Origin of the sequence: Micromonospora sp. NPDC005252 (assembly GCF_042872475.1) — a bacterium.
Lineage (GTDB): Bacteria > Actinomycetota > Actinomycetes > Mycobacteriales > Micromonosporaceae > Micromonospora.
Genome location: NZ_JBIAKN010000011.1, coordinates 54,936 through 75,683 on the forward strand (window position 1 = coordinate 54,936; position 20,748 = coordinate 75,683).

The 20,748-nt window shown below is 68.6% G+C and carries 20 protein-coding genes and 1 pseudogene; 12 read left to right on the forward strand and 9 right to left on the reverse strand.

All coding sequences use genetic code 11. From position 1 onward, the window contains the following. Positions 1-63 precede the first annotated feature (63 nt). Both ACFYPH_RS25595 and ACFYPH_RS25600 read right to left on the reverse strand, forming a co-directional pair. Positions 64-369: pseudogene (locus ACFYPH_RS25595) on the reverse strand (urease subunit beta); the annotation flags it as partial. Continuing rightward, complete coding sequence (locus ACFYPH_RS25600; protein WP_354860532.1) at positions 366-668, reverse strand: urease subunit gamma; 303 nt, start codon at positions 666-668, stop codon at positions 366-368. The pseudogene ACFYPH_RS25595 and the gene ACFYPH_RS25600, both read right to left, overlap by 4 nt. Positions 669-1,090: 422 nt before the next feature. Between ACFYPH_RS25600 and ACFYPH_RS25605 the strand changes: the two genes are divergently transcribed. After that, positions 1,091-1,903, forward strand: coding sequence for a hypothetical protein (locus ACFYPH_RS25605; RefSeq protein ID WP_387185215.1), 813 nt, complete (start codon positions 1,091-1,093; stop codon positions 1,901-1,903). A gap of 65 nt (positions 1,904-1,968) precedes the next feature. Then, positions 1,969-2,373 carry a hypothetical protein gene (locus ACFYPH_RS25610; RefSeq protein WP_354860535.1) on the forward strand — a complete coding sequence of 135 codons (405 nt, stop codon included), beginning with the start codon at positions 1,969-1,971 and terminating at the stop codon, positions 2,371-2,373. Positions 2,374-2,408: 35 nt separating this feature from the next. Here the strand turns inward: ACFYPH_RS25610 and ACFYPH_RS25615 are convergent, their stop codons facing one another. Both ACFYPH_RS25615 and ACFYPH_RS25620 read right to left on the reverse strand, forming a co-directional pair. Continuing rightward, entirely contained in the window at positions 2,409-3,863 is a 1,455-nt protein-coding gene (locus ACFYPH_RS25615; protein ID WP_387185218.1) for a hypothetical protein, read from the reverse strand. 95 nt (positions 3,864-3,958) lie between these two features. Then, positions 3,959-5,146: an LLM class flavin-dependent oxidoreductase gene (locus tag ACFYPH_RS25620; RefSeq protein WP_387185221.1), complete on the reverse strand. Its 1,188-nt coding sequence runs from the start codon at positions 5,144-5,146 to the stop codon at positions 3,959-3,961. 191 nt (positions 5,147-5,337) lie between these two features. Here ACFYPH_RS25620 and ACFYPH_RS25625 point away from each other — a divergent pair, with 191 nt between their 5' ends. The 6 genes from ACFYPH_RS25625 to ACFYPH_RS25650 are packed head-to-tail and all read left to right on the forward strand — an operon-like array spanning position 5,338 to position 10,957. Next, the gene (locus ACFYPH_RS25625) at positions 5,338-6,315 is read left to right on the forward strand and encodes an aliphatic sulfonate ABC transporter substrate-binding protein (RefSeq protein WP_387185224.1); all 978 of its coding nucleotides are present in this window, start codon (positions 5,338-5,340) and stop codon (positions 6,313-6,315) included. Continuing rightward, the gene (locus ACFYPH_RS25630; RefSeq protein ID WP_355137643.1) at positions 6,312-7,145 is read left to right on the forward strand and encodes an ABC transporter permease subunit; all 834 of its coding nucleotides are present in this window, start codon (positions 6,312-6,314) and stop codon (positions 7,143-7,145) included. Before ACFYPH_RS25625 ends, ACFYPH_RS25630 begins: the two co-directional genes overlap by 4 nt. Beyond that, a complete protein-coding gene (locus tag ACFYPH_RS25635; protein ID WP_387185227.1) occupies positions 7,118-7,849 on the forward strand; it encodes an ABC transporter ATP-binding protein in 732 nt (243 codons plus the stop codon). The genes ACFYPH_RS25630 and ACFYPH_RS25635 overlap by 28 nt, the downstream gene beginning before the upstream one ends. A gap of 15 nt (positions 7,850-7,864) precedes the next feature. Further along, positions 7,865-9,271, forward strand: a complete 1,407-nt coding sequence (locus ACFYPH_RS25640; RefSeq protein WP_354860544.1) for a selenium-binding family protein — start codon at positions 7,865-7,867, stop codon at positions 9,269-9,271. Next, positions 9,268-9,897 carry a hypothetical protein gene (locus ACFYPH_RS25645; protein ID WP_387185230.1) on the forward strand — a complete coding sequence of 210 codons (630 nt, stop codon included), beginning with the start codon at positions 9,268-9,270 and terminating at the stop codon, positions 9,895-9,897. Before ACFYPH_RS25640 ends, ACFYPH_RS25645 begins: the two co-directional genes overlap by 4 nt. Positions 9,898-9,940: 43 nt before the next feature. Continuing rightward, on the forward strand, positions 9,941-10,957 hold the full coding sequence (locus tag ACFYPH_RS25650; RefSeq protein ID WP_387185233.1) for a methyltransferase: 1,017 nt from the start codon (positions 9,941-9,943) through the stop codon (positions 10,955-10,957). An 84-nt stretch (positions 10,958-11,041) separates the two neighbouring features. Here ACFYPH_RS25650 and ACFYPH_RS25655 read toward each other — a convergent pair whose 3' ends face one another. Next, a complete protein-coding gene (locus tag ACFYPH_RS25655; RefSeq protein ID WP_355137652.1) occupies positions 11,042-11,893 on the reverse strand; it encodes an alpha/beta hydrolase in 852 nt (283 codons plus the stop codon). A gap of 189 nt (positions 11,894-12,082) precedes the next feature. Here ACFYPH_RS25655 and ACFYPH_RS25660 point away from each other — a divergent pair, with 189 nt between their 5' ends. From ACFYPH_RS25660 to ACFYPH_RS25670, 3 genes are all read left to right on the forward strand, one after another. Beyond that, on the forward strand, positions 12,083-12,394 hold the full coding sequence (locus tag ACFYPH_RS25660) for a hypothetical protein (RefSeq protein ID WP_354860551.1): 312 nt from the start codon (positions 12,083-12,085) through the stop codon (positions 12,392-12,394). A gap of 11 nt (positions 12,395-12,405) precedes the next feature. Then, positions 12,406-12,672: a hypothetical protein gene (locus tag ACFYPH_RS25665; protein ID WP_363939159.1), complete on the forward strand. Its 267-nt coding sequence runs from the start codon at positions 12,406-12,408 to the stop codon at positions 12,670-12,672. Between the two features lie 67 nt (positions 12,673-12,739). Further along, positions 12,740-13,606, forward strand: a complete 867-nt coding sequence (locus ACFYPH_RS25670; protein WP_363939161.1) for a metallophosphoesterase — start codon at positions 12,740-12,742, stop codon at positions 13,604-13,606. Here the strand turns inward: ACFYPH_RS25670 and ACFYPH_RS25675 are convergent. The 4 genes from ACFYPH_RS25675 to ACFYPH_RS25690 all read right to left on the reverse strand — a co-directional run bounded on the left by ACFYPH_RS25675 (position 13,596) and on the right by ACFYPH_RS25690 (position 17,717). Beyond that, entirely contained in the window at positions 13,596-14,750 is a 1,155-nt protein-coding gene (locus ACFYPH_RS25675) for a helix-turn-helix domain-containing protein (RefSeq protein ID WP_363939162.1), read from the reverse strand. The two genes, ACFYPH_RS25670 and ACFYPH_RS25675, sit on opposite strands and share 11 nt — an antisense overlap. Further along, positions 14,737-14,916: a hypothetical protein gene (locus tag ACFYPH_RS25680; protein WP_387185237.1), complete on the reverse strand. Its 180-nt coding sequence runs from the start codon at positions 14,914-14,916 to the stop codon at positions 14,737-14,739. The genes ACFYPH_RS25675 and ACFYPH_RS25680 overlap by 14 nt, the downstream gene beginning before the upstream one ends. A gap of 148 nt (positions 14,917-15,064) precedes the next feature. Beyond that, positions 15,065-16,375 (reverse strand): helix-turn-helix domain-containing protein, encoded by a 1,311-nt coding sequence (locus ACFYPH_RS25685; RefSeq protein ID WP_387185240.1) that lies wholly within the window; start codon positions 16,373-16,375, stop codon positions 15,065-15,067. Between the two features lie 220 nt (positions 16,376-16,595). Then, positions 16,596-17,717, reverse strand: a complete 1,122-nt coding sequence (locus ACFYPH_RS25690) for a pentapeptide repeat-containing protein (protein ID WP_387185243.1) — start codon at positions 17,715-17,717, stop codon at positions 16,596-16,598. A 1,225-nt stretch (positions 17,718-18,942) separates the two neighbouring features. Here ACFYPH_RS25690 and ACFYPH_RS25695 point away from each other — a divergent pair. Then, on the forward strand, positions 18,943-20,592 hold the full coding sequence (locus tag ACFYPH_RS25695; protein ID WP_387185247.1) for an ATP-binding protein: 1,650 nt from the start codon (positions 18,943-18,945) through the stop codon (positions 20,590-20,592). Positions 20,593-20,748: the final 156 nt, after the last annotated feature.

Sequence of the window (20,748 nt, forward strand, 5' to 3'; positions counted from 1 at the left end):
CGCCTCATTTGTCGGCGCGTCTGTCGTCGGCGCGTCTGTGGTCGGCGCGGCCGGGAACGCCTCGTCCAGCGGCCCGGCGCACTCCCCGCGCAGGCCCGGCACGACGCGCGCGCCGCCGAGCGGGACCAGGTCCACGCTGCGGCTCACGCCCGGTTCGAAACGGACCGAGGTGCCCGCCGGTACGGCGAGGCGCTGCCCCCAGGCCGCGACCCGGTCGAAGGCCAGGGCCGGGTTGGTCTCGGCGAAGTGGTAGTGCGAGCCCACCTGCACCGGCCGGTCGGCGGTGTTGACCACGACCAGGGTGGTCACCGGCCGGCCCGCGTTGATCTCGACCGGGTCGGCCGCCGGCAGGATCTCCCCCGGGATCACGGGATCGGGTGGTGCACCGTTACGAGCTTGGTGCCGTCCGGGAACGTCGCCTCCACCTGCACCTCCCTCAGCAGCTCGGGGATGCCGTCCTGGACGTCGTCGCGGCCGAGCACGCTCCGGCCGGCCGACATGAGGTCGACCACCGACCGACCGTCGCGGGCGCCTTCGAGCAGGAAGGCGGTGATCATCGCGACGGCTTCGGGGTAGTTGAGGCGCAGGCCGCGTTCGCGGCGGCGGCGGGCGACATCGGCCGCGACGTGGACGAGCAGGCGGTCCTGCTCGTGCGGGCTGAGGAACACGGGACTCTCCGGTGGGGATCGGCGTGTCCGGCTCGCCGTCGGCCCCGTACGGAGCCGCGCCGGGCAGCAGTCACCCGGGGACGAGCTGGAGTCACACGACCGCCGGAACCACCGTCGACGGGGTGGCCCGGGACTCCACCATCCCGGCCCGCGCGACGGGCATCCGGCGGTGTCCGGTCGGATGCGGACCGCACCGCCCACCGCTTGAGCAGACCGTAGAGGATTGTCACCGGCAGGGGCAACAGTCCGTTCGGGATCAGCGGTGACGCCGCGGCCCGTCGGATAGCCGACTCGCCCCCCGCACATGCTCGCGGTGTGCGGCGCCTGGCGCACGAGCGCGTCGATGGGATCATGACAGGGCGGGTCCGTCCCGTCGTCCCGCCCACTCCCGCGCAGTCGCGCGACGTCCACAGTGGAGGCACGTGTTGGGAGAGTCGGCCACGCCGTCCGCAACGAGTGGCAGCGGCAGCGGCGATCACCGGATCCGGACGCTCGCCGTGATCGGCGTGGCGGCCAACGTCCTCGGTGTGGTGACCGCGGTGGAGAGCGTGCTGCGCCGGGACGTGCTGCTGTTCGTCCTCACCCTCACCGCGGTCCTGCTGCTCGCCGGGTTCTGGCTGTGGTATCGGCGGACCCGTCTCGCGGTCGCTCTGCTGGCGCTGGGCTGCCTGCTGCTCGGCGGTGTCGTGGCGACCCAGCTCAACCGCCAGTCGACGTCGCCGCCCACCGCCGGCTCCCCGACGGGGACGTCGGCCGCCGCGCCCCCGCCGGCCACCGACCCCGCCACGCCGTCCGCGGGGCAGGCCACCCCGACCACCGGGGGTACGACGGCGACGGACCCGGACGCGCCCCGCACCCTCGTGGACCGAAACGTCGTGCTGCCCCGCGCCGCCGCGGTCGACGTCGACCAGCCCGATCAGCAGGTCGTCGCGCACCACTCGAACGGTGCGACCGATGGGCTGGACCTGTACCACGACTGGGGGCAGGTGCGCTCGGACAACATCCAGGTCGCCAACGCGCCGAACGTGTACCCGTACTCCGGCGGCAACCCCGCCCAGGCGTACCCGGGCTGCGTCGCGTCGGCCACCGGGTCGGCGCGGGACTCGTTCACGGACGGCGCCGACTTCTGTTTCCGTACCTCCGAGGGGCGGTTGGGGTTCGCCACCATCACCACCACCCGGGCGGATCAGGCGTTCGTCGTCCACGTCGTGGTGTGGGACGCCACGGGGGCCTGACGCCGGGCTGTCGACAGGTACGCGTACTCATTCCCGCGCGAGTCATTGCGGGAGATGATCGCCCGATGACGGCGATGAGGCGTACGCACGCACTGTTCGGTGCGCTGTTCCTGGCGGTGGCCACGGTCGGGGTGTGGCTGCTCTGGCTGGGCTGGGACACCGGTTACACGGTCGACGCGCGGACCGGCGCGACCAGCGGCCCGTACGAGCCGTGGCAGGTGATCGGCTGCGTGCTGACGCTCGTGCTGCTGGCCGCCCTGGCCGCGTGGCGACTCAGCCCGTGGCTGGTGGCCCCCGTGATGACTGTCGCGTTCACCGCTGCCTGGTCACGCCAGGCCGCGTCGCGCGACGACAGCGGGCTGTGGGTCGTCGGGGCGGTTCTGGTGCTGGTCGGGATGGCGGTGGGCAGTACGGCGGTGAGCCTCGCCGCACGCCGGGTCGCCCGTGGTCGGGCCGGCCGTTCCGACTAGGACGTGTCCTGTCGACCACGCACCGACTCGTCGGTTCAGTGCCGGTGGGTGAACGCGCGCCCGGCCACCGCGAACAACGACACGCTGATCGTGGCGACGAACACCCGCATCGTCGGGTCGAAGTTCAGCGCCGAGCCGAGGTCACGGGAGATGTGCACGCCGACGAAGGTCGGCACGGCGCTCCACACCGTGACCGCGAGCAGCAGCAGGGCGACGCTGGCGATGACGGCGGCGAGCAGGCACTGGCGCACGTACCGAGCGGACCGCCTGCCGCGTACCCACAGCCGGGCGATCGCCGACGTCGGTGGCCGACGCCAGCTCCCGTGCCGTACCCAGCTCTCCTCGTGGTCGTCGAGGGAGTAGCGGTTGACGATCGCCTGGATGAGCAGGTAGGTGCGCAGGAGCAGGTAGACCTTCGATGGAGCGCCGAACGCGCACCACCGTTGCAGCTCCCGGGTCTCGGCGCGGATCCGGCCGGCCCAGGCACGCAACTGCCGGTCGGTGACGTCGACACCCGTCCGGTTGACGCGGTGCCACGCGAACTCGAACGTGGTGGCGGCGCGGTCCAGGGCCTCCACGGCACGACGCCGGTCCTCTGTTGCCGGATTCAACTCGACCCAGTCGGCAAACTCCAGGAGAGCGGCGATCAGGGCCACGTCGGGACGGGTCCAGTGGTCCCGCTCGATGCGCCACTCCCGCACGATCGGCCACAGCGCGACGAAGAGCAGCCCAGCACCCGCGAACGCGAGCCCTACCAGGACGTCGTACCAGCGAGTCCCGTGGATCGTCGGGACGGTCGACACCGCGACGCACGCCGCGGCCACGGCGCCGCCGACGACGGCCACGCCGCGACACTGGATGGCGAGGCGCGAGACGACCAGCGCGACGATGAACCCGAACAGCAGGCTCGTGGCGAAGGCCACCAGCCGGTGAGCCAATGGCCCACCGACGATGCCGAACGCCGCGACGGCGGCCACCACCGCGCCGAACAGGAGCGGTAGCAGTCCTGGCGTCCACAGTGAGCGCAGCGCGCAGTGCCGCCAGGCCAGTGCGAGCTCGGCGGCTCGTACCGTGGGGACCACCGACACTGGATCATCGTCGACGTGATCCCAGAATGTGTCGTAGCCGACGGCAAAACCGTGCAGCCTGTGCCCACGCTCCCTCTTGTGGTTGGACAGCGTCGTCGCGCTGATTTGTTCCCCTCGGGTGACCCACCACGGCACCGCATCCGGCTTGTCGGCGACATCTACCGCGTCGACCGGGTTGCCGGCGTCCGACCAATCGACGTCGGCCCGCGTGCTGTCAGGCTCTTCGTCACCGAGCAGTAGGTCCTCATCAGCGGGTGGTTCAGACCACCGACGTTGATACGGCGGGCGTTCGTCCGCGACCTCGACCAGGTCGTCGTCGAACACGTCCGCCAGCCGCGACCGCGCGCGTCGCGGCAGCGGCGGGTCTACAGGTGCGGGCGCGTCGGCTGCCCATTCGTCCACGCGATCACCACCAGGTCGCGGATGTGCCTCCGTCTTAGCACGCCACGACAAGCCGACGATGCCCGCCGGGGCGCCCACAACCGCGGGTGGGCCGGTCAGCGGGCCACCGCGGGCTCCGGCGCCGAGCGGGGTGTCGACGTCCCGGCGAAGGGGATGTCGACGGCGTCCGCCGGACCCGGCTGGCCGTCGGGGTGCCGCCACAGTCCGCGCTCGCGCAGGATCGGCAGGACGCCCTCGCCGAACCAGTACGCCTCCTCCAGGTGCGGATAGCCGGAGAGGATGAACTCGTCGATGCCGAGCGCGTGGTACTCGGCGATCCGGTCGGCGATCTCGCTGTGACTGCCGACGAGCGCCGTGCCCGCGCCGCCCCGGACCAGTCCGACGCCGGCCCACAGGTTGGGTGAGACCTCCAGGCTGTCGCGGGAGCCGCCGTGCAGGTCGAGCATCCGGCGCTGCCCCTCGGACTCGCTGCGGCGCAGCCCGTCCTGCACGGCCCGGATGTCGGCCTCGGCGATGCCGTTGAGCAGGCGGCGGGCCTGTGCCCACGCCTCGTCGGCGGTGTCCCGGGCGATGACGTGCAGCCGGATGCCGAACCGCAGCTCCCGGCCGGCGTCGGCGGCCAGCGCCCGCACCCGGCCCAGTTTGTCGGCGACCTGGGCCGGCAGCTCGCCCCAGGTGAGGTAGACGTCGCTGTGGCGTACCGCCACCGGCAGGGCGGCGGCGGACGAGCCGCCGAAGTAGACCGGCGGCGCCGGGTCGGGCAGCCGGTGCAGCCGCGCCTGCTCGACGTGCAGGTGCGCGCCGTGGTGGTCGACCGTCTCACCCCGCCACAACGCGCGGACGACGTGCAGGAACTCGTCGGCCCGCGCGTACCGGGCGTCCTTGTCCAGGAAGTCGCCGTACGCCCGCTGCTCCTGCGACTCGCCGCCGGTGACCACGTTGAGCAGCAGGCGGCCCCGGGACAGCCGCTGGAACGTCGAGGCCATCTGGGCGGCGAGGGTGGGTGAGGTCAGGCCGGGCCGGAAGGCCACCAGGAACCTGAGGCGTTCGGTGACCTCGGTGAGCATCGCCGTGGACAGCCAGGCGTCCTCGCACCACGCGCCGGTCGGGGTGAGCGCGCCGACGAAGCCGAGCTGCTCGGCGCTGCGGGCGATCTGCCCGAGGTACGCCACGCTGGCCGGGCGAGCGCCGCCGGCCGCCCCGGTCGGCACGCCGTGGCCACCGCCGACGATGTCGCGGCTGTCGCCGTTGGTGGGCAGGAACCAGTGGAAGGTGAGGGTCATCGGGGCTCTTTCCTCCAGTACGCGGCGGAGCGGGTGCGGGCGGCGCGGGCGGTGAGGCGGCATCTCCTGAGGGGTGGGACGATCCCGCCGACAGCCTACCCATAAAACCTATCGGGTTAGTAGGCTACCGCGCACGGTCACCCACGCCGGTCGATGCGGCCCGGCACACCTGCCCGACCCAAGGAGCCGCCATGCGCACCCCCTCGACGAGTCATCCCCCGCGTCGCCGTCTGCTGACGGCCGCGTTCACCGCCGTGGTCCTGCTCGCCACCGCCGGCGTGAGCGCCTGCGGCGGGCCCGCCGACGCCGGAGGCAACGCCGGCAAGCTACGGGTGGGCTACCAGCGTTTCGGAGGGCTCAGCCTGGTCAAGGCCCGCGGTGGCACCCCGGGCGTCGAGTGGTCGCTGTTCGAGAGCGGGCCGGCGCTCACCGAGGCGCTCAAGGCCGGCTCGATCGACATCGGACAGGTCGGCGAGGCGCCACCCGTCTTCGCCGCCGCCGGAAAGATCCCGTTCTCCATCATCGGCACCTCGGCGCCGATCCCGCAGGGCGAGGCCGTGCTGGTCAAGGCCGACAGCGGCTACCGCAGCGTCGCCGACCTCAAGGGCAGGACGATCGCCCTCAACAAGGGCTCCAACGTGCACTGGCTGCTGGTCCGGCTGCTGCAGGCCAACAAGATGACGTTGAACGACATCAAGGTCACGTACCTCAAGCCGGCCGAGGGGCGGCCCGCGTTCGACAGCGGGCAGGTCGACGCCTGGGTGATCTGGGACCCGTACTTCGCGCTGGCCGAGCAGCCGGGCGTCCGGGTGCTCGCCGACGCGACCGGCCTGGCCAGCAACCGCGAGTACGTGCTGGCCGCCCCCGACGCGGTCGCCCAGCGCTCGGACGACATCCGGGCGTTCCTGCAGCGCTACCGCGAGGTGACCGACTGGGGCATCGCGAACCCGCAGGAGCGGGCCAGCACGCTGGCGCCGGAGCTGAAGATCCCGCAGGACGTCACCAGCCGCGCCCTGGACCGCAGCGCCAAGCCGCTCGCCCCGATCACGCCGGCCATCGGCGACGAACTCCAGGCGATCACCGACAGCTTCATCGCGCTGGACCTCATACCGGGCCCGGTCGACATCAGGAGCCGGCTGGACGACCGCTTCAGCGCGGTGTTCCAGTGAGCCGTACACCTCTGCTGGAAACGCCGCCCGAGGCCGCGGCCGTCGCGCCGCCCGACCCCCGCCGCCCCCGGCCGACCCGGCGGTGGCGGCGGCTGGTCAGCCCGGTCGTGCTGGTGCTGGGCTGGGAACTGGCCGCCCGGACCGGGGTGCTGGCGCCGGAGAAGCTGCCCGCGCCGAGCGACGTGCTGGCCACCGGCTGGCGACTGTCCCGCGACGGAACGCTCGCCGTCCACCTCGTGGACTCCCTCACCCGGGCCGGAGCGGGGCTGCTCATCGGCGGCGTCCTGGCGCTGGTCCTGGGCACGGTGGCCGGGCTGCTACGACTCGGCGACGACCTGGTCGACCCGCCGGTGCAGATGGCCCGGATGCTGCCGCACCTGGGCCTCGTGCCGCTGCTGATCATCTGGGTCGGCATCGGCGAGTCGCTGAAGATCAGCCTGGTGGCCCTGGGCGCGTTCTTCCCCATCTACTTCAACACCTACGCCGGCATCCGGGACATCGACGAACGGTTGGTGGAGGCGGCCCGCGCCTGCGGGCTCGGGCAGGCCGCCCGGCTGCGCCACGTGGTGCTGCCCGGCGCGCTGCCGTCGCTCTTTCTCGGCCTGCGCCTCGCGATCGGGGCGGCCTGGCTCAGCCTCGTCGTCGGCGAGCAGGTCAACGCCCAGACCGGCATAGGCTTCCTGATGATGGAGGCGCGGGAGTTCAGCCAGACCGACGTCGTGGTCCTCGGCCTGCTCGTCTACGCGCTGCTCGGGCTGATATCCGACCTTGCCCTGCGCGTTGCGGAGAGGAGGATGTTGACATGGCGACGCGGACTGCGGGCCACCTGATCGGCGCGACCCCGGTGCTGACCGCCCACGCGATCCGCCGGTCCTTCGGGCCGACGGTCGTGCTGGCTGGGGTCGACCTGACCATCGCGCGGGGCGAGGTGGTGGCCCTGCTCGGCGGCAGCGGCTCGGGCAAGAGCACCCTCCTGCGCATCCTCGCCGGCCTGGACGGCGACGCCAGCGGCGACACCGTCGTGCACGGCACCGCCGCCGTGGTCTTCCAGGAACACCGGCTGCTGCCCTGGAAGCGGGTGGCGGCCAACGTCGGGCTCGGCCTGTCCGGCCCGGACACCGCCGGTCGGATCGATCGGGCGTTGACCGAGGTCGGGCTGGCCGAGCGGCACCGGGCCTGGCCGGCCGAGCTGTCCGGCGGGCAGGCGCAGCGGGTGGCCGTCGCGCGCGCCCTGGTCCGCGAACCGGACCTGCTGCTGCTCGACGAACCGTTCGGCGCTCTCGACGCGCTCACCCGGCTGAGGATGCAGGTGCTGCTGCGCCGACTGCGCGCCGAGCACGGCTTCGCCGCCCTACTGGTCACCCACGACGTGGAGGAGGCGCTCCTGCTGGCCGACCGGATCCTGCTCCTCGACGACTGCCGCATCGCCGCGGAGTTGCCCGTCGACCTGACACCCACCCGTACGCCGGACGACCCGGGCTTCGGCGCGCTGCGCCGCCACCTGCTCGACCGACTCGGCGTTCCCACCACCTGAGGAAGCGGAGACCCGATGACCCGCTGGACCCCCGACCCCACCTTCTACCCGTCACCCCGCGAGGCGGCGACCGCTCCGGCGGAGAAGCTCGCCTACGTGGCGGCCTTCGACCGTACGGCCAGCCGCCCGGACGCCATCGCGGTGCTGGACACCGATCCCGACTCCCCCGACTACGGCCGGGTCGTCGGCTGGACCGACCTGCCGTACGTCGGCGACGAGGTGCACCACTTCGGGTGGAACGCGTGCAGCAGCGCGCTCTGCCCGACCGCCCCGCACCCGCACGTCGAGCGGCGCTACCTGATCGTGCCCGGCCTGCGCTCGTCGCGGATCCACGTTCTCGACACGCAGCCCGACCCGCGCCAGCCGCAGGTCGTCAAGGTGATCGGGCCGGAGGAGCTGGCGAAGCGGGCCGGCTACTCCCGGCCGCACACCGTGCACTGCGGCCCGGACGGCATCTACCTCTCGGCTCTCGGCGGCGCGGACGGCGAGGAGGGTCCGGGTGGCATCGCCATCCTGGACCACACCACGTTCGACGTCCGCGGGGCGTGGGAGGCCGACCGGGGGCCGCAGTTCCTGGCGTACGACGTGTGGTGGCACCTCACCCAGGACGTGCTCGTCACCAGTGAGTGGGGCACCCCGTCCATGATCGAGGACGGGATCATCGGTGAGCTGCTGCTGGGCCGGCGCTACGGCCATGCGATCCACTTCTGGGACCTCGCGAAACGCCGGCACGTGCAGCGGGTCGACCTGGGTGATCAGTACCAGATGCCGCTGGAGCTGCGCCCGGCGCACGATCCGACGAAGTCGTACGGGTTCGTCGGGGTGGTGATCAGCGTCGAGGACCTGTCCGCCTCAGTCTGGCTGTGGCACCGCGACGGGGACTCCTGGGCGGTCACCAAGGTGATCGACATCCCGGCCGAGCCGGCCGACCCGGCGGATCTGCCCGACCTGCTCAAGCCGTTCGGCGCGGTGCCGCCGCTGGTGACCGACATCGACCTGTCGGTGGACGACCGGTTCCTCTACGTCTCCTGCTGGGGCACGGGTGAGTTGCGCCAGTACGACGTCACCGACCCGCTGCACCCGGTGCAGACGGGCTCGGTGCACCTCGGCGGGATCGTCCGCCGGACCGCGCACCCGTCCGCACCGGACGAGGCCCTCGCGGGTGGGCCGCAGATGGTGGAGGTGAGCCGGGACGGGCGGCGGGTGTACGTCAGCAACTCGCTCTACGGCGCCTGGGACGACCAGTTCTATCCCGACGGGGTGGGCGCCTGGCTGGCCAAGCTCGACGTCGACGTCGAGGGCGGCGGGCTCACCCCCGACGAGCGGTTCTTCCCGCACGGCGAGGAGTTCCGAGGGCTGCGGGTGCACCAGACCCGGTTGCAGGGCGGGGACGCGTCCTCCGACTCGTACTGCTTCCCGTGACCCTCGCGACCCTGGCGACGCTGGCGGCGCTCGGCGCGTTCCACGGTCTGAACCCGGCGATGGGGTGGCTGTTCGCGGTGGCCCGGGGCCTGCAGGAGCGCAGCCAGGCGGCGCTGCTGCGCGCCCTGCCGCCGATCGCGGCGGGGCATCTCGCCTCGGTGGCGATCGTCGCCGCCCTGGTCACCGCGACCAGGTCGGTGACGGCGAGCACGGCCCTGGCGGTGGTCGGCGGCGTGCTGCTGGTCGGCTTCGGGCTGTGGCGGTTGCTCTCCGAGCGGCACTTTCGCTGGGCGGGGATGCGGCTGTCCGCGGCACAGCTCGCCGGCTGGTCGTTCCTCATGTCGTCGGCGCACGGCGCGGGGCTGATGCTGCTGCCGGTGCTGGTCGCCGAGCCGGTGCCCGGAGGTCACTCCGGGCACCTGGCCGCCGCGCCGGTCGGTGCGCTGCCCGGGTTGGCCGCGGCGGGCGTGCACACCGTGGCGATGCTCGGCACCGCCCTGGTCGTGGCGATGCTGGTCTACCAGGTGCTCGGGGTCGGGGTGCTGCGTCGGGCGTGGTTCAACGTCGATCGGCTCTGGGCCGGCGTGCTGGTGGCCGCCGGGCTGGTCACCCTACTGCGGGCGTAGACCGCCCATCGTGGACGGTCGAGATCTGTGATCTCATGTCGCCATGGTCACTCCGACTCCCCTCATGCAGCTGGTGGCCGGTGTGTGGGGGTTCAAGACCCTCGCGGCCGGCGTCGACCTCGGTCTGTTCACCCGGCTCGCCGGTGGGCGGACGATGACCGTCGAGCAGGCCGCGGCCGAGTTCGGGCTGCCGGACCGGCCGGCGGACCTGCTGCTCGCCGCGTGCGCCTCGCTCGGCCTGTTGGAGAAGGCCGGCGACGGCTACCGCAACTCCGAGTTGGCCGAGCAGTTCCTGGTCGAGGGTCGCCCCTACTATTTCGGCGCCCAGATCCGCTACTCCGACCTGCGCACCTACCTGCCGTGGCACCGCATCGGCGAGGCGCTGCGCACCGATCGACCGTTGACCTGGGACCCCGAGTCCCAACAGTCCATGTTCGACACCGCCGACCCGGAGATGCTGGCGCAGTTCTGGGACGCCATGTATGCGACGTCGAGCTTCACGGCGACCGCGCTGGCCGACGCGTACGACTTCTCCGCGTACCGCCGACTGCTCGACGTGGGCGGCGGGGCCGGCGCGTTCCCGATCGAGTTCTGCCGCCGCCTGCCCGAGCTGCGGGCGACCGTCCTGGACCTGCCGCACGTCTGCGTACGGGCGCGGGAGCGGATAGCGGAGGCCGGTCTGACCGGTCGGATCGACGCGGTGCCCGGCGACTTCCTCGCCGATCCCGCGTTGCCGGGTGGGCACGACGTCATCCTGCTCAGCATGATCCTGCACGACTGGGACGAGCCGACGAACCGGGCACTGCTGGCCCGCTGTCACGCGGCGCTGCCGTCCGGCGGCGCCATCGTCGTCTGCGAGCTGCTGCTCAACGACGAGCGCACCGGGCCACCGGAGGCGGCTCTGATGGGCATGAACATGTTGGTCGAGACCGAGGGCGGCCGGAACTACTCGGCAGCCGAGTACCGCGCGTGGCTCAGCGACGCCGGGTTCGTCGACGTCCGTACCGTGCCGTTCGACGCTCCCGGCGCCAACGGCGCGGTCGTGGCCCGCCGGCCCTGAACAGCCGACGGCACCCGACCCCAGAGAGGGTCGGGTGCCGCAGCGTCATCGTGACGCTGGTGTCCGATCGGCTACCGGTACGGGTCAGGCGTTAGCCATGGCGGGCTGCTTCATGAAGTCCATGATCGCCTTGTTGACCTCGTCGGCGTGCGTCCACGGGATGCCGTGCGGCGCGCCCTTGAGCGTGACGAGCGTGCCGGTCGGCATCATCGGGCCGAGCCGCTGGCCGGTCACCGGGTAGGGCAGCACCCGGTCCTGGTCACCCTGCACTATCAACACCGGAATATTGATCTTCGGTAGGTCCTGTCGGAAGTCCTCCTGCCAGGCGTTCACACTGTCGTGGGTGGCCTTGCCGGAGGCCATCGCGCCGATCTGCCAGTGCGCCCGGTACGCCTCCTCGCTGACCCGCTTGCCCATGTTCTGGTCCGGGTTGAAGAACGCGTCGCAGAACGACGTCAGGTAGGCGAAGCGGTCCTTCATGATGGCGTCCTGGAAACCCTTGAAGAGGTTCCGGTCGACGCCCTCCGGGTTGTCGTCGGCCTTGGCCAACATCGGCTGCAGCGGGCTCAGCAGCACGGCCTTGCTGACCCGCTGGGAGCCGTAGTTGCCCAGGTAGCGGACGACCTCACCGGTGCCCATCGAGTGACCCACCAGGGTGACGTCGCGCAGGTCCAACTCGGTCATCAGCACGTCGAGGTCCGCGGCGAACGTGTTGTAGTCGTAGCCGAAGGCCGCCTGCGCCGAGTTGCCGTAACCGCGTCGATCGTAAGTGATCGTCCGGTATCCGGCGTTGAGCAGCGCGCTGGTCTCCTTCTCCCACGTTGCCCCGTTGAACGGGAAGCCGTGGATCAGCACCACGGGCTGACCCGATCCGTGGTCCTCGTAGTACAGGTCGATGGGTGCGGAGTTTTCCGTCCCCACGGTAACGAAAGGCATGTTTTTCTCCTGCTCCGGTTTGGGCTGTCGGACGCCCCGCGCTTTCCCGTCGAGTCGCCGGATATGCGGCCGACCGTCGTCGCCCAGGTCAGCCGCCCGCGGCTCCGGGCGACCGAGTCCGGCATCGACATCTATCAACCTCGTCGGTAGGGTCGCCGGTAGGAAAGTTTCGGCGTACGGGAGGTGGGCATGCTTCGAAGAAATCTCGCAGCGCTGGCCGTCGGAGCGGCCGTGGCCGCCCTGGGCGCCACGCCGGCCCAGGCCGACCCGGTGGTGCCACGGCACGCCATCGTGGTCTGTCAGAGCGCCAGCTTCTACGCCAACTACGACTCCGCCGGCGGCCCCACCGGCCTGAAGCGCACGCTCGGCTACGGAAACAAGATCGGCCACACCCCGGGCGCGCATCCGGTCTACAACGGGTGGGCGGCCTCCTTCGACTTCGGCCCGAACGACTGGGGTTACCTGCGCGCCGAGTGCATCGGCGGGTACGACTCATGGTGAGGACCCGGGTGATGGCTGGCGTGCTGGGCGGGATCGTCGCCGCGACCCTCGCCGCGCCGGCGCCGGCGCAGGCCGCCAACGGCACGATCGGCCAGCGGGAGACGGTGTGCGCGAGCGACCTGTTCGTCCGCACGCAGCCCAACGGCGCCTGGATGGGCACCCTCTACCAGGGTCAGACGTTCCTGGTCGAAGGTCCCCGCAGCGGCGGCTACGTCTACGGCTTCGCCTACGGGTACATCAACCGGCGCGGCTGGGTGCAGGACGGCTGGTTCTGCTGAGCGGTCGGCCGGCGACGCGACCGGATCGGAGTGCCCCGATCCGGCCGCGGCGGCCTAGCCTCGAACGGTGAGCCCTTCGCCCCGACTGCGAGCCGTCAGCGACCTGCACATCAGCTATGCGGAGAACCGCGCGTTCGTCCAGGAGCTACGGCCGGACCACCCCGGCGACTGGCTGCTCGTCGCCGGTGACGTGGCCGAGCGGTACGCCGACATCGAGTGGACTCTCGGCCTGCTGAGCAGCCGGTTCGCCACGGTGGTCTGGGCGCCCGGCAACCACGAGCTGTGGACGCCACCGGGCGACCCGGCGCACCTGCGCGGCGAGGTCCGCTACCGCGAGTTGGTCGAGCTGTGCCGACGGCTGGGAGTCCTCACGCCCGAGGACCCGTACCCGGTGTGGGACGGCGAGGGCGGCCCCGCCACCATCGCCCCGCTGTTCGTGCTCTACGACTACACGTTCCGGGTGCCCCAGGCCCGTACCAAACAGGAGTCGCTGGACCTGGCGTACGCGGCGGGGGTGGTCTGCACCGACGAGGCGCTGCTGCACCCCGACCCGTACCCGAGCCGGGAGACGTGGTGCGATGCCCGCATCACCGAGACCGAGCGCCGGCTGGCCGAGCGCGACCCGGCGCTGCCGACCGTGCTGGTCAACCACTACCCGCTGGTGCGCGAACCCACCGACGTGCTGTGGTTCCCGGAGTTCGCCCAGTGGTGCGGCACCGTCCGCACCCGCGACTGGCACCTGCGCTTCGGCGCGTCCACGATGGTCTACGGGCACCTGCACATCCCCCGCACGACGTTCTACGACGGGGTGCGGTTCGAGGAGGTCTCGCTGGGCTACCCGCGCGAGTGGCGGCGACGCGGCCCGGTCCCGAACCCGGTCCGCACCATCAACCCCGCCGACGACCTGCGCCGGCGCGAGTCCGTCAGCGGGTGAGGCCGACCAGCGTCGCCAGTCGCGCCACACCGGCCGGCGCCGGCTGCGCGCGGGCAACATCGGCGATGAGAGTACGCGCCACCGGCCGCCACCGAACCTCAGCCGGCGCGACACTGTCCGCGTCGACCAGGGCGCGCGCCGCCCCGCGCAGGTCACCCGAGTGGAGGTACGCCCGCGCGACGTCGAGCAGATAGGCGCCCCGATACTCCGCCGGCAGCCGCCGCCACGCCTCCCGCCGAACGATCGTCGAGTGCCTGATCAGTGCGGCGTCGGCGTCACCTCGTTGCATTGCCAGCAGCACGCGCGCCATCTCCACGGCAACCGGTCCGAAGCTGGTGCGGTGCTGATCGTCGTACCCCCGCAGGCTGGCGGCGACGCCCGCGGCCCGGTCGGTCAGCTCGTCAGCGTGGCGGTGCTCGCCGCAGCCGGCGGCGGCGAGGGCGGCCTGAAGCAGCAACGTCCCACCCACAGCGCTCCCTCTCTGCTCGCCCTCGCCTCCGCCCTGGCCCCGGTGGGCGGCGGCGAGGGTCGCGGAGAGGGCCAGCCGGTCGCGGCCCGACGCGCGTAGCGCCTGGGCCACCGCGACGGCCGCCGTCGCCGCGAGCAGTGGGTCATCGCCGGCAGCGCCCATGGCCCGGTCGGCGGCCAGCCAGGCGAGGTCGGCCTCACCGAGTTTGACCAGCAGCAACGAGGTGATCCGGTACGCCTGCACCAGCAGGTCCACCGACCGCGCGCCCTGAGCCGCGTCGAGCATCCCCGGCAGCGTGCGCGTCAACTGCGGATAGTGCGCGTGCTGGTATGCCAACCAGGCATGCCCGACCTGACGCCTCAGCTCAGGCGTCTGAGGTGGAGCCGGCGGGGTGTCGTAGCGGGCCAGCGCGGCCCGGATGTTCTCCACTTCGGCCGGTGTGCCCGCCGGGGCGCCGCTGGGCGGCTGGCCGAGCAGGACCTCCGGATCGACCCTCAGAACGCCGGCCACCTCCTGGATCACCGAGTACCGATCCAGAGGGCGGACGCCCCGCTCGACCTTGTCCACCCAGCTCTTCGACCTGCGCAGCCGGTCGGCGAACATCTGCTGCGTCATTGACCGCCGCACCCGCCAGCTCGCCACGCGTCGGCCGATCGGCAGGTCATCGCTGGTCACGCCGCCACCGCCGGTCCGGGAGCGCTCGGGTCGTGTCGTCGAGGGGTACGCGCTCCGCCTCGGCCTGATCCAGGAGTCGCTGCTTAGCAGCCTCCCGCTCAGCCGCCTCGGCCTGTTCACCCTTGCTTACCGTCTCGTCGCTGTGCCCATGTTGCCTGCCGCTCATTCCCCACCTCACGGGTCGGGGCGCGACGTGCGCATGAAGGAGTTGGCCGCCGCACCCGACTCGCCGTGACCTTCGAACGGGTCATTCGGCGATGCCTACGTGACAGCCTGTGACAATCATTGGTTGCGATCCAGGCAGATCGCGTCCGCTACTGTCCTCCGAGGTGTCCGCCTGGGGCGGCGGACAGGTCGGCGGACAGCTCCAGAAACTCGTCGGCAGCGCCCGTCCTGCCCGCGGCGGCGGTGATCATGCGACGCAGCTCAGCGATGCGCTCAACGGCACGCGCCGAGCGCGCCGAGCGCGCCAAAGCCACGGAACGTTTTGCCACGGCGATAGCGTGCTCAACCTCCCCGGCTTGCAACAGCGCCTCCGTGAGCCAACTGAGATACAAGGACGTCTCGCGGGGCGAGTCGTCGCCGTAACGAAGAACCGCATCTTCCAAGATGGGCACCGCTCTGAGCGGTCGGCGCAACTCCGTCCAAACCCGCCCCGCCATGACCTGAACCTCATCCTGGGTCAACCAGTACGCCCACGAAGGTGCTTCGTCCAGGTCGCAGTGCTGATAAATCTCCCGGACATCGCCCAGTGCCCGCTCGGCAAGATTCGCCTCACCCATCCGTGCGTGCGCCCAGGCAACCCTCTCCAGCAGCAGAGCCTGGCCGGTGGCCTCGGCCGCGTGCCGGCCACCGACGTACGCCGATCGCGCCAGCGTGACGGCGGCGCGTCGATCGCCCAGATTCGCCTCGAGGTAGGAAAGGCTGCTGAGGCAGTTAGCCGCACTCGCAGTGTCGCCACCAGCGTGTGCAGCCCTCAACCCAGTCAGATAGTGCTGGCGTGCCTCGGTGACCCGGCCGGCGTCCTCGGCGACGAAGCCCGCCAACTGACAGAGGTCAGCGATGACGACGAGTAGCCTCCGATGGGCTGCCTCCCGATAGCTGCCCTCACGAAGCAGATCAGCGGTGGCGGCCAACTCGGCGGAGACCATCGTGTAGGTCTCTGTACCGCCCACGTGGTCATCCAGCCGTCGAAGCTGACGGATTCGACTTTCGATGCGAGCCACCGTCTCGTCCCCGACACGCCGGCCCGCGCTCAGCTCATATCGCTGTGGTGGCTCGGCGATCAGCCACTGATGGGCCAGCGCGGCAGCGTTCCCAGGGTTGGGCGTCTGCGTGACGAGCAGGTCGGCGAGCTGTTCTGAGGCGCACCGCATCCCATCGGTGACCGCCCACTCCTTCTCAGCGCCAGGGACCGGTGCAAGCGCAGCCAGCATCCCGCCCGCTTCCAAAGCACTGTCCAAGCGCTGAGCAGTGTTCAAGGTCGGCGTCTTCCGACCGCAGGCGAGGTCATGGAGGTAGCTCTTGCTGTAGAAAGTCTTTCCAGCTAGCGCACGGTAGCTGACGCCGCGACTCTTGATCAAAGCCCTGAGTCGTTCGGCGAAAGGCGAAGCGGATTCGAACATCAAAGCTCCCGACGGGCGGCGGTAGGCGAATACCATCGCCGGCAATCGCCGCTTCGAACAGTACATCGGCCATGACCGAAAGCACAGCTCCTGGCCGTATGGCACGTGGGGCACAAACGGATGTCGGGCTGATTCCCGGCATGTGCAGTTGACGGCCACCCACGAGTATCCCTGGGGTGTGCTGGACGAACGCTGAGTGCCAAAAGGTGAACTTGACGATCTACCGATCCACGAGACGATGCCCAGTTTTCGAATCCTTCGACGGCCGATTCGCCGCGGACGCAGACGGCATTGCAGCAGTCTGTTGATACTCCTTAACGGTGCGACGAATCTCCTGAACCTCTCGGTACAGGCCCTGGACCGGACGCGGGTAGCTGGGCCACCATTGGTCAATTATCTGCCCCAAACTTGTTGTCCACTCTTCGGCAAATCCAACATCCGGAAGACTGTTTGCCCAATTGGCAACTTGTACGACAAGATCCCGAAGCGATCGGTCGTCTATGTCGCGTGGCCAAATGCCAGCTTCGTCTAAATCCTCGATTGTGAAAACGAGGTTTCGCAAACCTTCTCTTGCTGACGACGCAAAGCGCATGTCACGATGTCTTTGGAAATTGGAAAGTTGCGCCCAGCGCTGATTTCGTTCTACGTTGTGGGCGTCTGTCGCATGGGTAGGACAAATTTTGGGCCAGATTTCAGGATCGATCTGACTTAGTTGGTCATAGCTTAGATTGGTATCCGCAAAGGTTGCTCCTTTCGTCGTCGCCTGGCGCATACTGCAGTTATTCAAGTTGGCACCGCTGAAGTCAGCGTCCGTCAAATCTGCCCTGTCTAGCCTCGCTCCTCGGAGGCTTGCTCCCAAAAGTCGTGCGCCCACCAAGCGGCATGATTGGAGTTGTGTTGTTACGAGACCTGCCTCTGACAGGTTAGCGCTGTTCAGGTTAGCTCCCTCAAGCCGGGCTTGCAGGAGGTTCGTGCGCTGCAGATCCGCTCCGAGCAAATTAGCTTCCTGCATCCTCGCTCGCGTCAAAATTCCGCCCCCGAGTTGAGCGGCGAAGAGGGTTGCTCCTTGCAGGTTCACCCCTGCCATATGCGCCCACTGAAGATTCGCGTTAGAAAGGTCGGCACGCATCATGCATGCGCCGGTCAGTGTCGCGCTCTGCAGGAAAGCGCTAAATAGGTCTGCGCCTTCGAGGCAAGTCGAGGCGAAACTCGCGCCTCGAAAGTTCAACCCTCTGAGGTCTGCACCCCGGAGGCAGGTGCCTGAGAAATCGAGCCTTTCCGACTCTGGCCTTTGAGGCCTTCTTCCTAGAACGGTGAGCGCGGTTTGAATGTCTGCAGACATTCGATCTCCGCTGCAGGCGCTGCCGCTGGCGGCCCTAGTGGACTCCCTGATAAAGGTTGCGAGAATCTCAACTATTGTCATGTGGTCTACGGGTGACTCCCGCATCAGGTGCTCAAGTGCATGTATCGCCCCTAGCCGTTCAGTCAAGCTCTCGGACGCGAGGTGTGGGATAGTTTTCATGTAGCGGTCTGCTTGCTGCCCCCGCCGACTCAGGTAGTAAGTCCCCGCCGTAAAGGCCAAGCCGACAGCTGCCGCTGTTCCAGCGGTAGCTGCCAAGAAGGTTTGGCGAGTGCTGTTAACGGCGGCGGCTCTGTCCTTGCTGCTTGGAGTCGACCACCCGGCGACCGGCCCTAATAGGAGCGCAAGAAAAAGTCCGAGAGCTCCAAAACTCAGGAATGCCGCGAATGCGGAAGGGGTGCTCCTGCGCCGCTCATGCATCCCATCAGCCTCGGTCATCGACCGTTGGACCTCAAGTGTCTGCGCGAGACTTTCTGTACGAAATCAGACGGCCCGCTTCGCAGGACTCTCGCACCGCCGCACTTGGGCCGGGCCCAAGGCGCGCGGGCACGCCTTTGGCCTTCGGCAGCCAGCGCGTCGGTGAGCCCGCGGGCGATCTTTGGCGGCATCGTCGTGAGGAGCGTTGTTTTGGCGGCCGTTCTAGCCACCGCCGTGTCGGTGGCAGCTCGCGGTATCGTTCTGGGCATCGCCGGTGGCCGCCGCCGCGCTCAGTCTTGGCGTCGGACTTCGTCGTTAGCCGGGCAACCACTTTGCCCGCCGACCAAGGGCTCGATGGGATGGACGGCCTCCAGTCAGCGTTCGGCGGCCAGACGGCGGCAGCTTCAGCACCAATCATGCGCCGCGCGCCCAAGACGACCTGCACCCACTGCGAAAAGGCAGGCTTCCGTGACGGCCTCCCGGGGGCTGGGTTTTTTCCCCGTCCGGGGCAGTATCCCAGCGGCCGTCGGCGGCTCACCGCCCCGGCGCAGTAGGCGGCTGAGACGGCTTGCCGCCAGCCGGGCCTGCCGCCACGCATCGCATGGGGAGCGGTGCGTGACTCACTATCGATTCGGCAACCAGCTGGAGAAGGTTTGTTCGCTTCACGTCTGCGGCTCGACAGTCAGGTTGCCCGATAGGTGCGCTGTGTCGCTTCACGCGCTACCCGTTGCCTCGAGAGCTGGGTAGCCTGTCGGTGGAATGTTCGCCCTGTAGTAAGTACAGTGTCCGGATGGACAAGCGGCCCATTTCCTACGAGGAAGCGCTAGCTCTCGTGGAACGCGATGAATCCCCCTTTTGGGATTGCAAGAGTGCAAAGAGTGGCGGTTCGGCTATTCAAAAAATTGGCGCAGCCCTTGCCAATACCGACGGAGGTGACTTCGTAGTCGGCATTGAGGATCGCGCAAAGGGCGTTGGCATCGATCGGTGGCAAGGATTCTCCGTAATCGAGGATGCGACACCTGTCCTGGAAGCTCTTAGTAGAGATGTAAGCCCCCCGGTTCCGTATAGCGTTGAATTTCTTGTGGTTCAGGGATACGAGTCTTCTGGTATGGTTTGCCTTATCCAGGTCGCCAAAAGTAGCAGCGTGCACTATGCGGCCGATAAGAAGGTCTACATTCGGCGGGGCGCGTCGTCGGTTGCGATCTCGGGTAACGCGGTCACTGATCTTAGCTTGTCCAAAGGGGCTCGAAGTTACGAGGATCAACTCCTGGAAGACTACTTTCTCGACGATCTAGTGGAAGAGCCGGAGATAGATACCTTCTTGCAGGGCTACAGTCCTGCTACGAGTGCGGCCAGTCTGGTCCGATCTCGAAGGTTGATCGATCGCCAGAGCGGCCGTGCACGAGTTTGTGCCGCTATTCTGTACGCGGAAATTCCTTCCGCTGTTGTTCCAAAGAGATGCGCTGTCAAGGTTGCCAGGTACAACACCAAGGAGCAAGAACCACTCCGCGTGCATTTGGTGGACGTGCCAAAAACTATCGAGGGGCCTGCGCGCGTTCTCATTGAAGAGACCTTGAAAGAGGTTTCGAAACTTATTGAGTCCGTTTCCACTTTGACGCCTGATGGGAAGTTGGAGCCGCTGCGATATCCACCCGAAGTACTCAAGGAGATTGTCGTAAATGCGGTAATCCATCGTGACTACAACATCTCTGATGACATTCGTGTGTATGTCTTCAATAATCGGGTGGAGGTTCGCAGTCCTGGCGGACTCCCGGGTCATATGACGCTAGACAATCTATTCTCCGATGAACGGGCTTCTAGGAATCCAAAGATTGTTCAGCTACTCAACAAGTATCCAGACCCGCCTAATAAGGACATCGGAGAGGGGTTGCGGACAGTTCTGAACAAGATGAAGGAAGCCCGGCTCCAGCCTCCGAAGTTTTCGGTAGTCAATAATCAGTTTGTGGTTGAGATTGGGCACACGCCTTTGGCGCGACCTCAGGAGATTGTCTTAGAATACCTTGAGGCTCACGAGGAAATCACTAACGCCATAGGCAGGGAACTTACGGGAATTACGTCTGAAAACTCGATGAAGGATGTCTTCTACTCCCTACGGCAATCCGGCATCCTAGAAATGGTGCCTGGCAAGAAGGGCAGTCGGTCTGCTTGGCGAAAAATGATCAACCTTGAGGAGCCGGCTGCGATAGAGATAGAGGGCTTAGCTTCTCTGGTGGAGCCTGAGGCAGATTTGCCTGCCTCAGGCGAGGAGGCCAGACGTGACGAAAGCACCGAAACGCCTACCGCGTTTCGAGTCTTAGCTAATTCGTATGGCAGGGCAAAGAAGAAGTTTAATCACCGAGATGGGCGGCAGGGAAGGAACGATCCCTGCGGCTGTGGCAGCGGCGTCAAGTTTAAGCGTTGTTGCGGGAGGCTGAACTAGGCCAGCGGTCCGGTCCGCACGTTCTTGCATGCCAGCGCGGTGCATGCGTCTTCCTCAGGCCGGCTAGCTCGTCGCCACCAACTCAGAATGTCCTGGTCTTCGCGACAGGCAATTTCCGCGCTCTGAGGGGTGCACGTTGCAGAACGCTGATCGATC

Coding starts and splice junctions, on each gene's coding strand:
- ACFYPH_RS25610 (WP_354860535.1), top strand. CDS start 1,969: ATGACGGCGATGAGGCGTACGCACGCACTGTTCGGTGCGCTGTTCCTG.
- ACFYPH_RS25620 (WP_387185221.1), bottom strand. CDS start 5,146: ATGACCCTCACCTTCCACTGGTTCCTGCCCACCAACGGCGACAGCCGC.
- ACFYPH_RS25625 (WP_387185224.1), top strand. CDS start 5,338: ATGCGCACCCCCTCGACGAGTCATCCCCCGCGTCGCCGTCTGCTGACG.
- ACFYPH_RS25635 (WP_387185227.1), top strand. CDS start 7,118: ATGGCGACGCGGACTGCGGGCCACCTGATCGGCGCGACCCCGGTGCTG.
- ACFYPH_RS25640 (WP_354860544.1), top strand. CDS start 7,865: ATGACCCGCTGGACCCCCGACCCCACCTTCTACCCGTCACCCCGCGAG.
- ACFYPH_RS25650 (WP_387185233.1), top strand. CDS start 9,941: ATGGTCACTCCGACTCCCCTCATGCAGCTGGTGGCCGGTGTGTGGGGG.
- ACFYPH_RS25655 (WP_355137652.1), bottom strand. CDS start 11,893: ATGCCTTTCGTTACCGTGGGGACGGAAAACTCCGCACCCATCGACCTG.
- ACFYPH_RS25660 (WP_354860551.1), top strand. CDS start 12,083: ATGCTTCGAAGAAATCTCGCAGCGCTGGCCGTCGGAGCGGCCGTGGCC.
- ACFYPH_RS25665 (WP_363939159.1), top strand. CDS start 12,406: ATGGCTGGCGTGCTGGGCGGGATCGTCGCCGCGACCCTCGCCGCGCCG.
- ACFYPH_RS25680 (WP_387185237.1), bottom strand. CDS start 14,916: ATGAGCGGCAGGCAACATGGGCACAGCGACGAGACGGTAAGCAAGGGT.
- ACFYPH_RS25685 (WP_387185240.1), bottom strand. CDS start 16,375: ATGTTCGAATCCGCTTCGCCTTTCGCCGAACGACTCAGGGCTTTGATC.
- ACFYPH_RS25690 (WP_387185243.1), bottom strand. CDS start 17,717: ATGTCTGCAGACATTCAAACCGCGCTCACCGTTCTAGGAAGAAGGCCT.
- ACFYPH_RS25695 (WP_387185247.1), top strand. CDS start 18,943: ATGGACAAGCGGCCCATTTCCTACGAGGAAGCGCTAGCTCTCGTGGAA.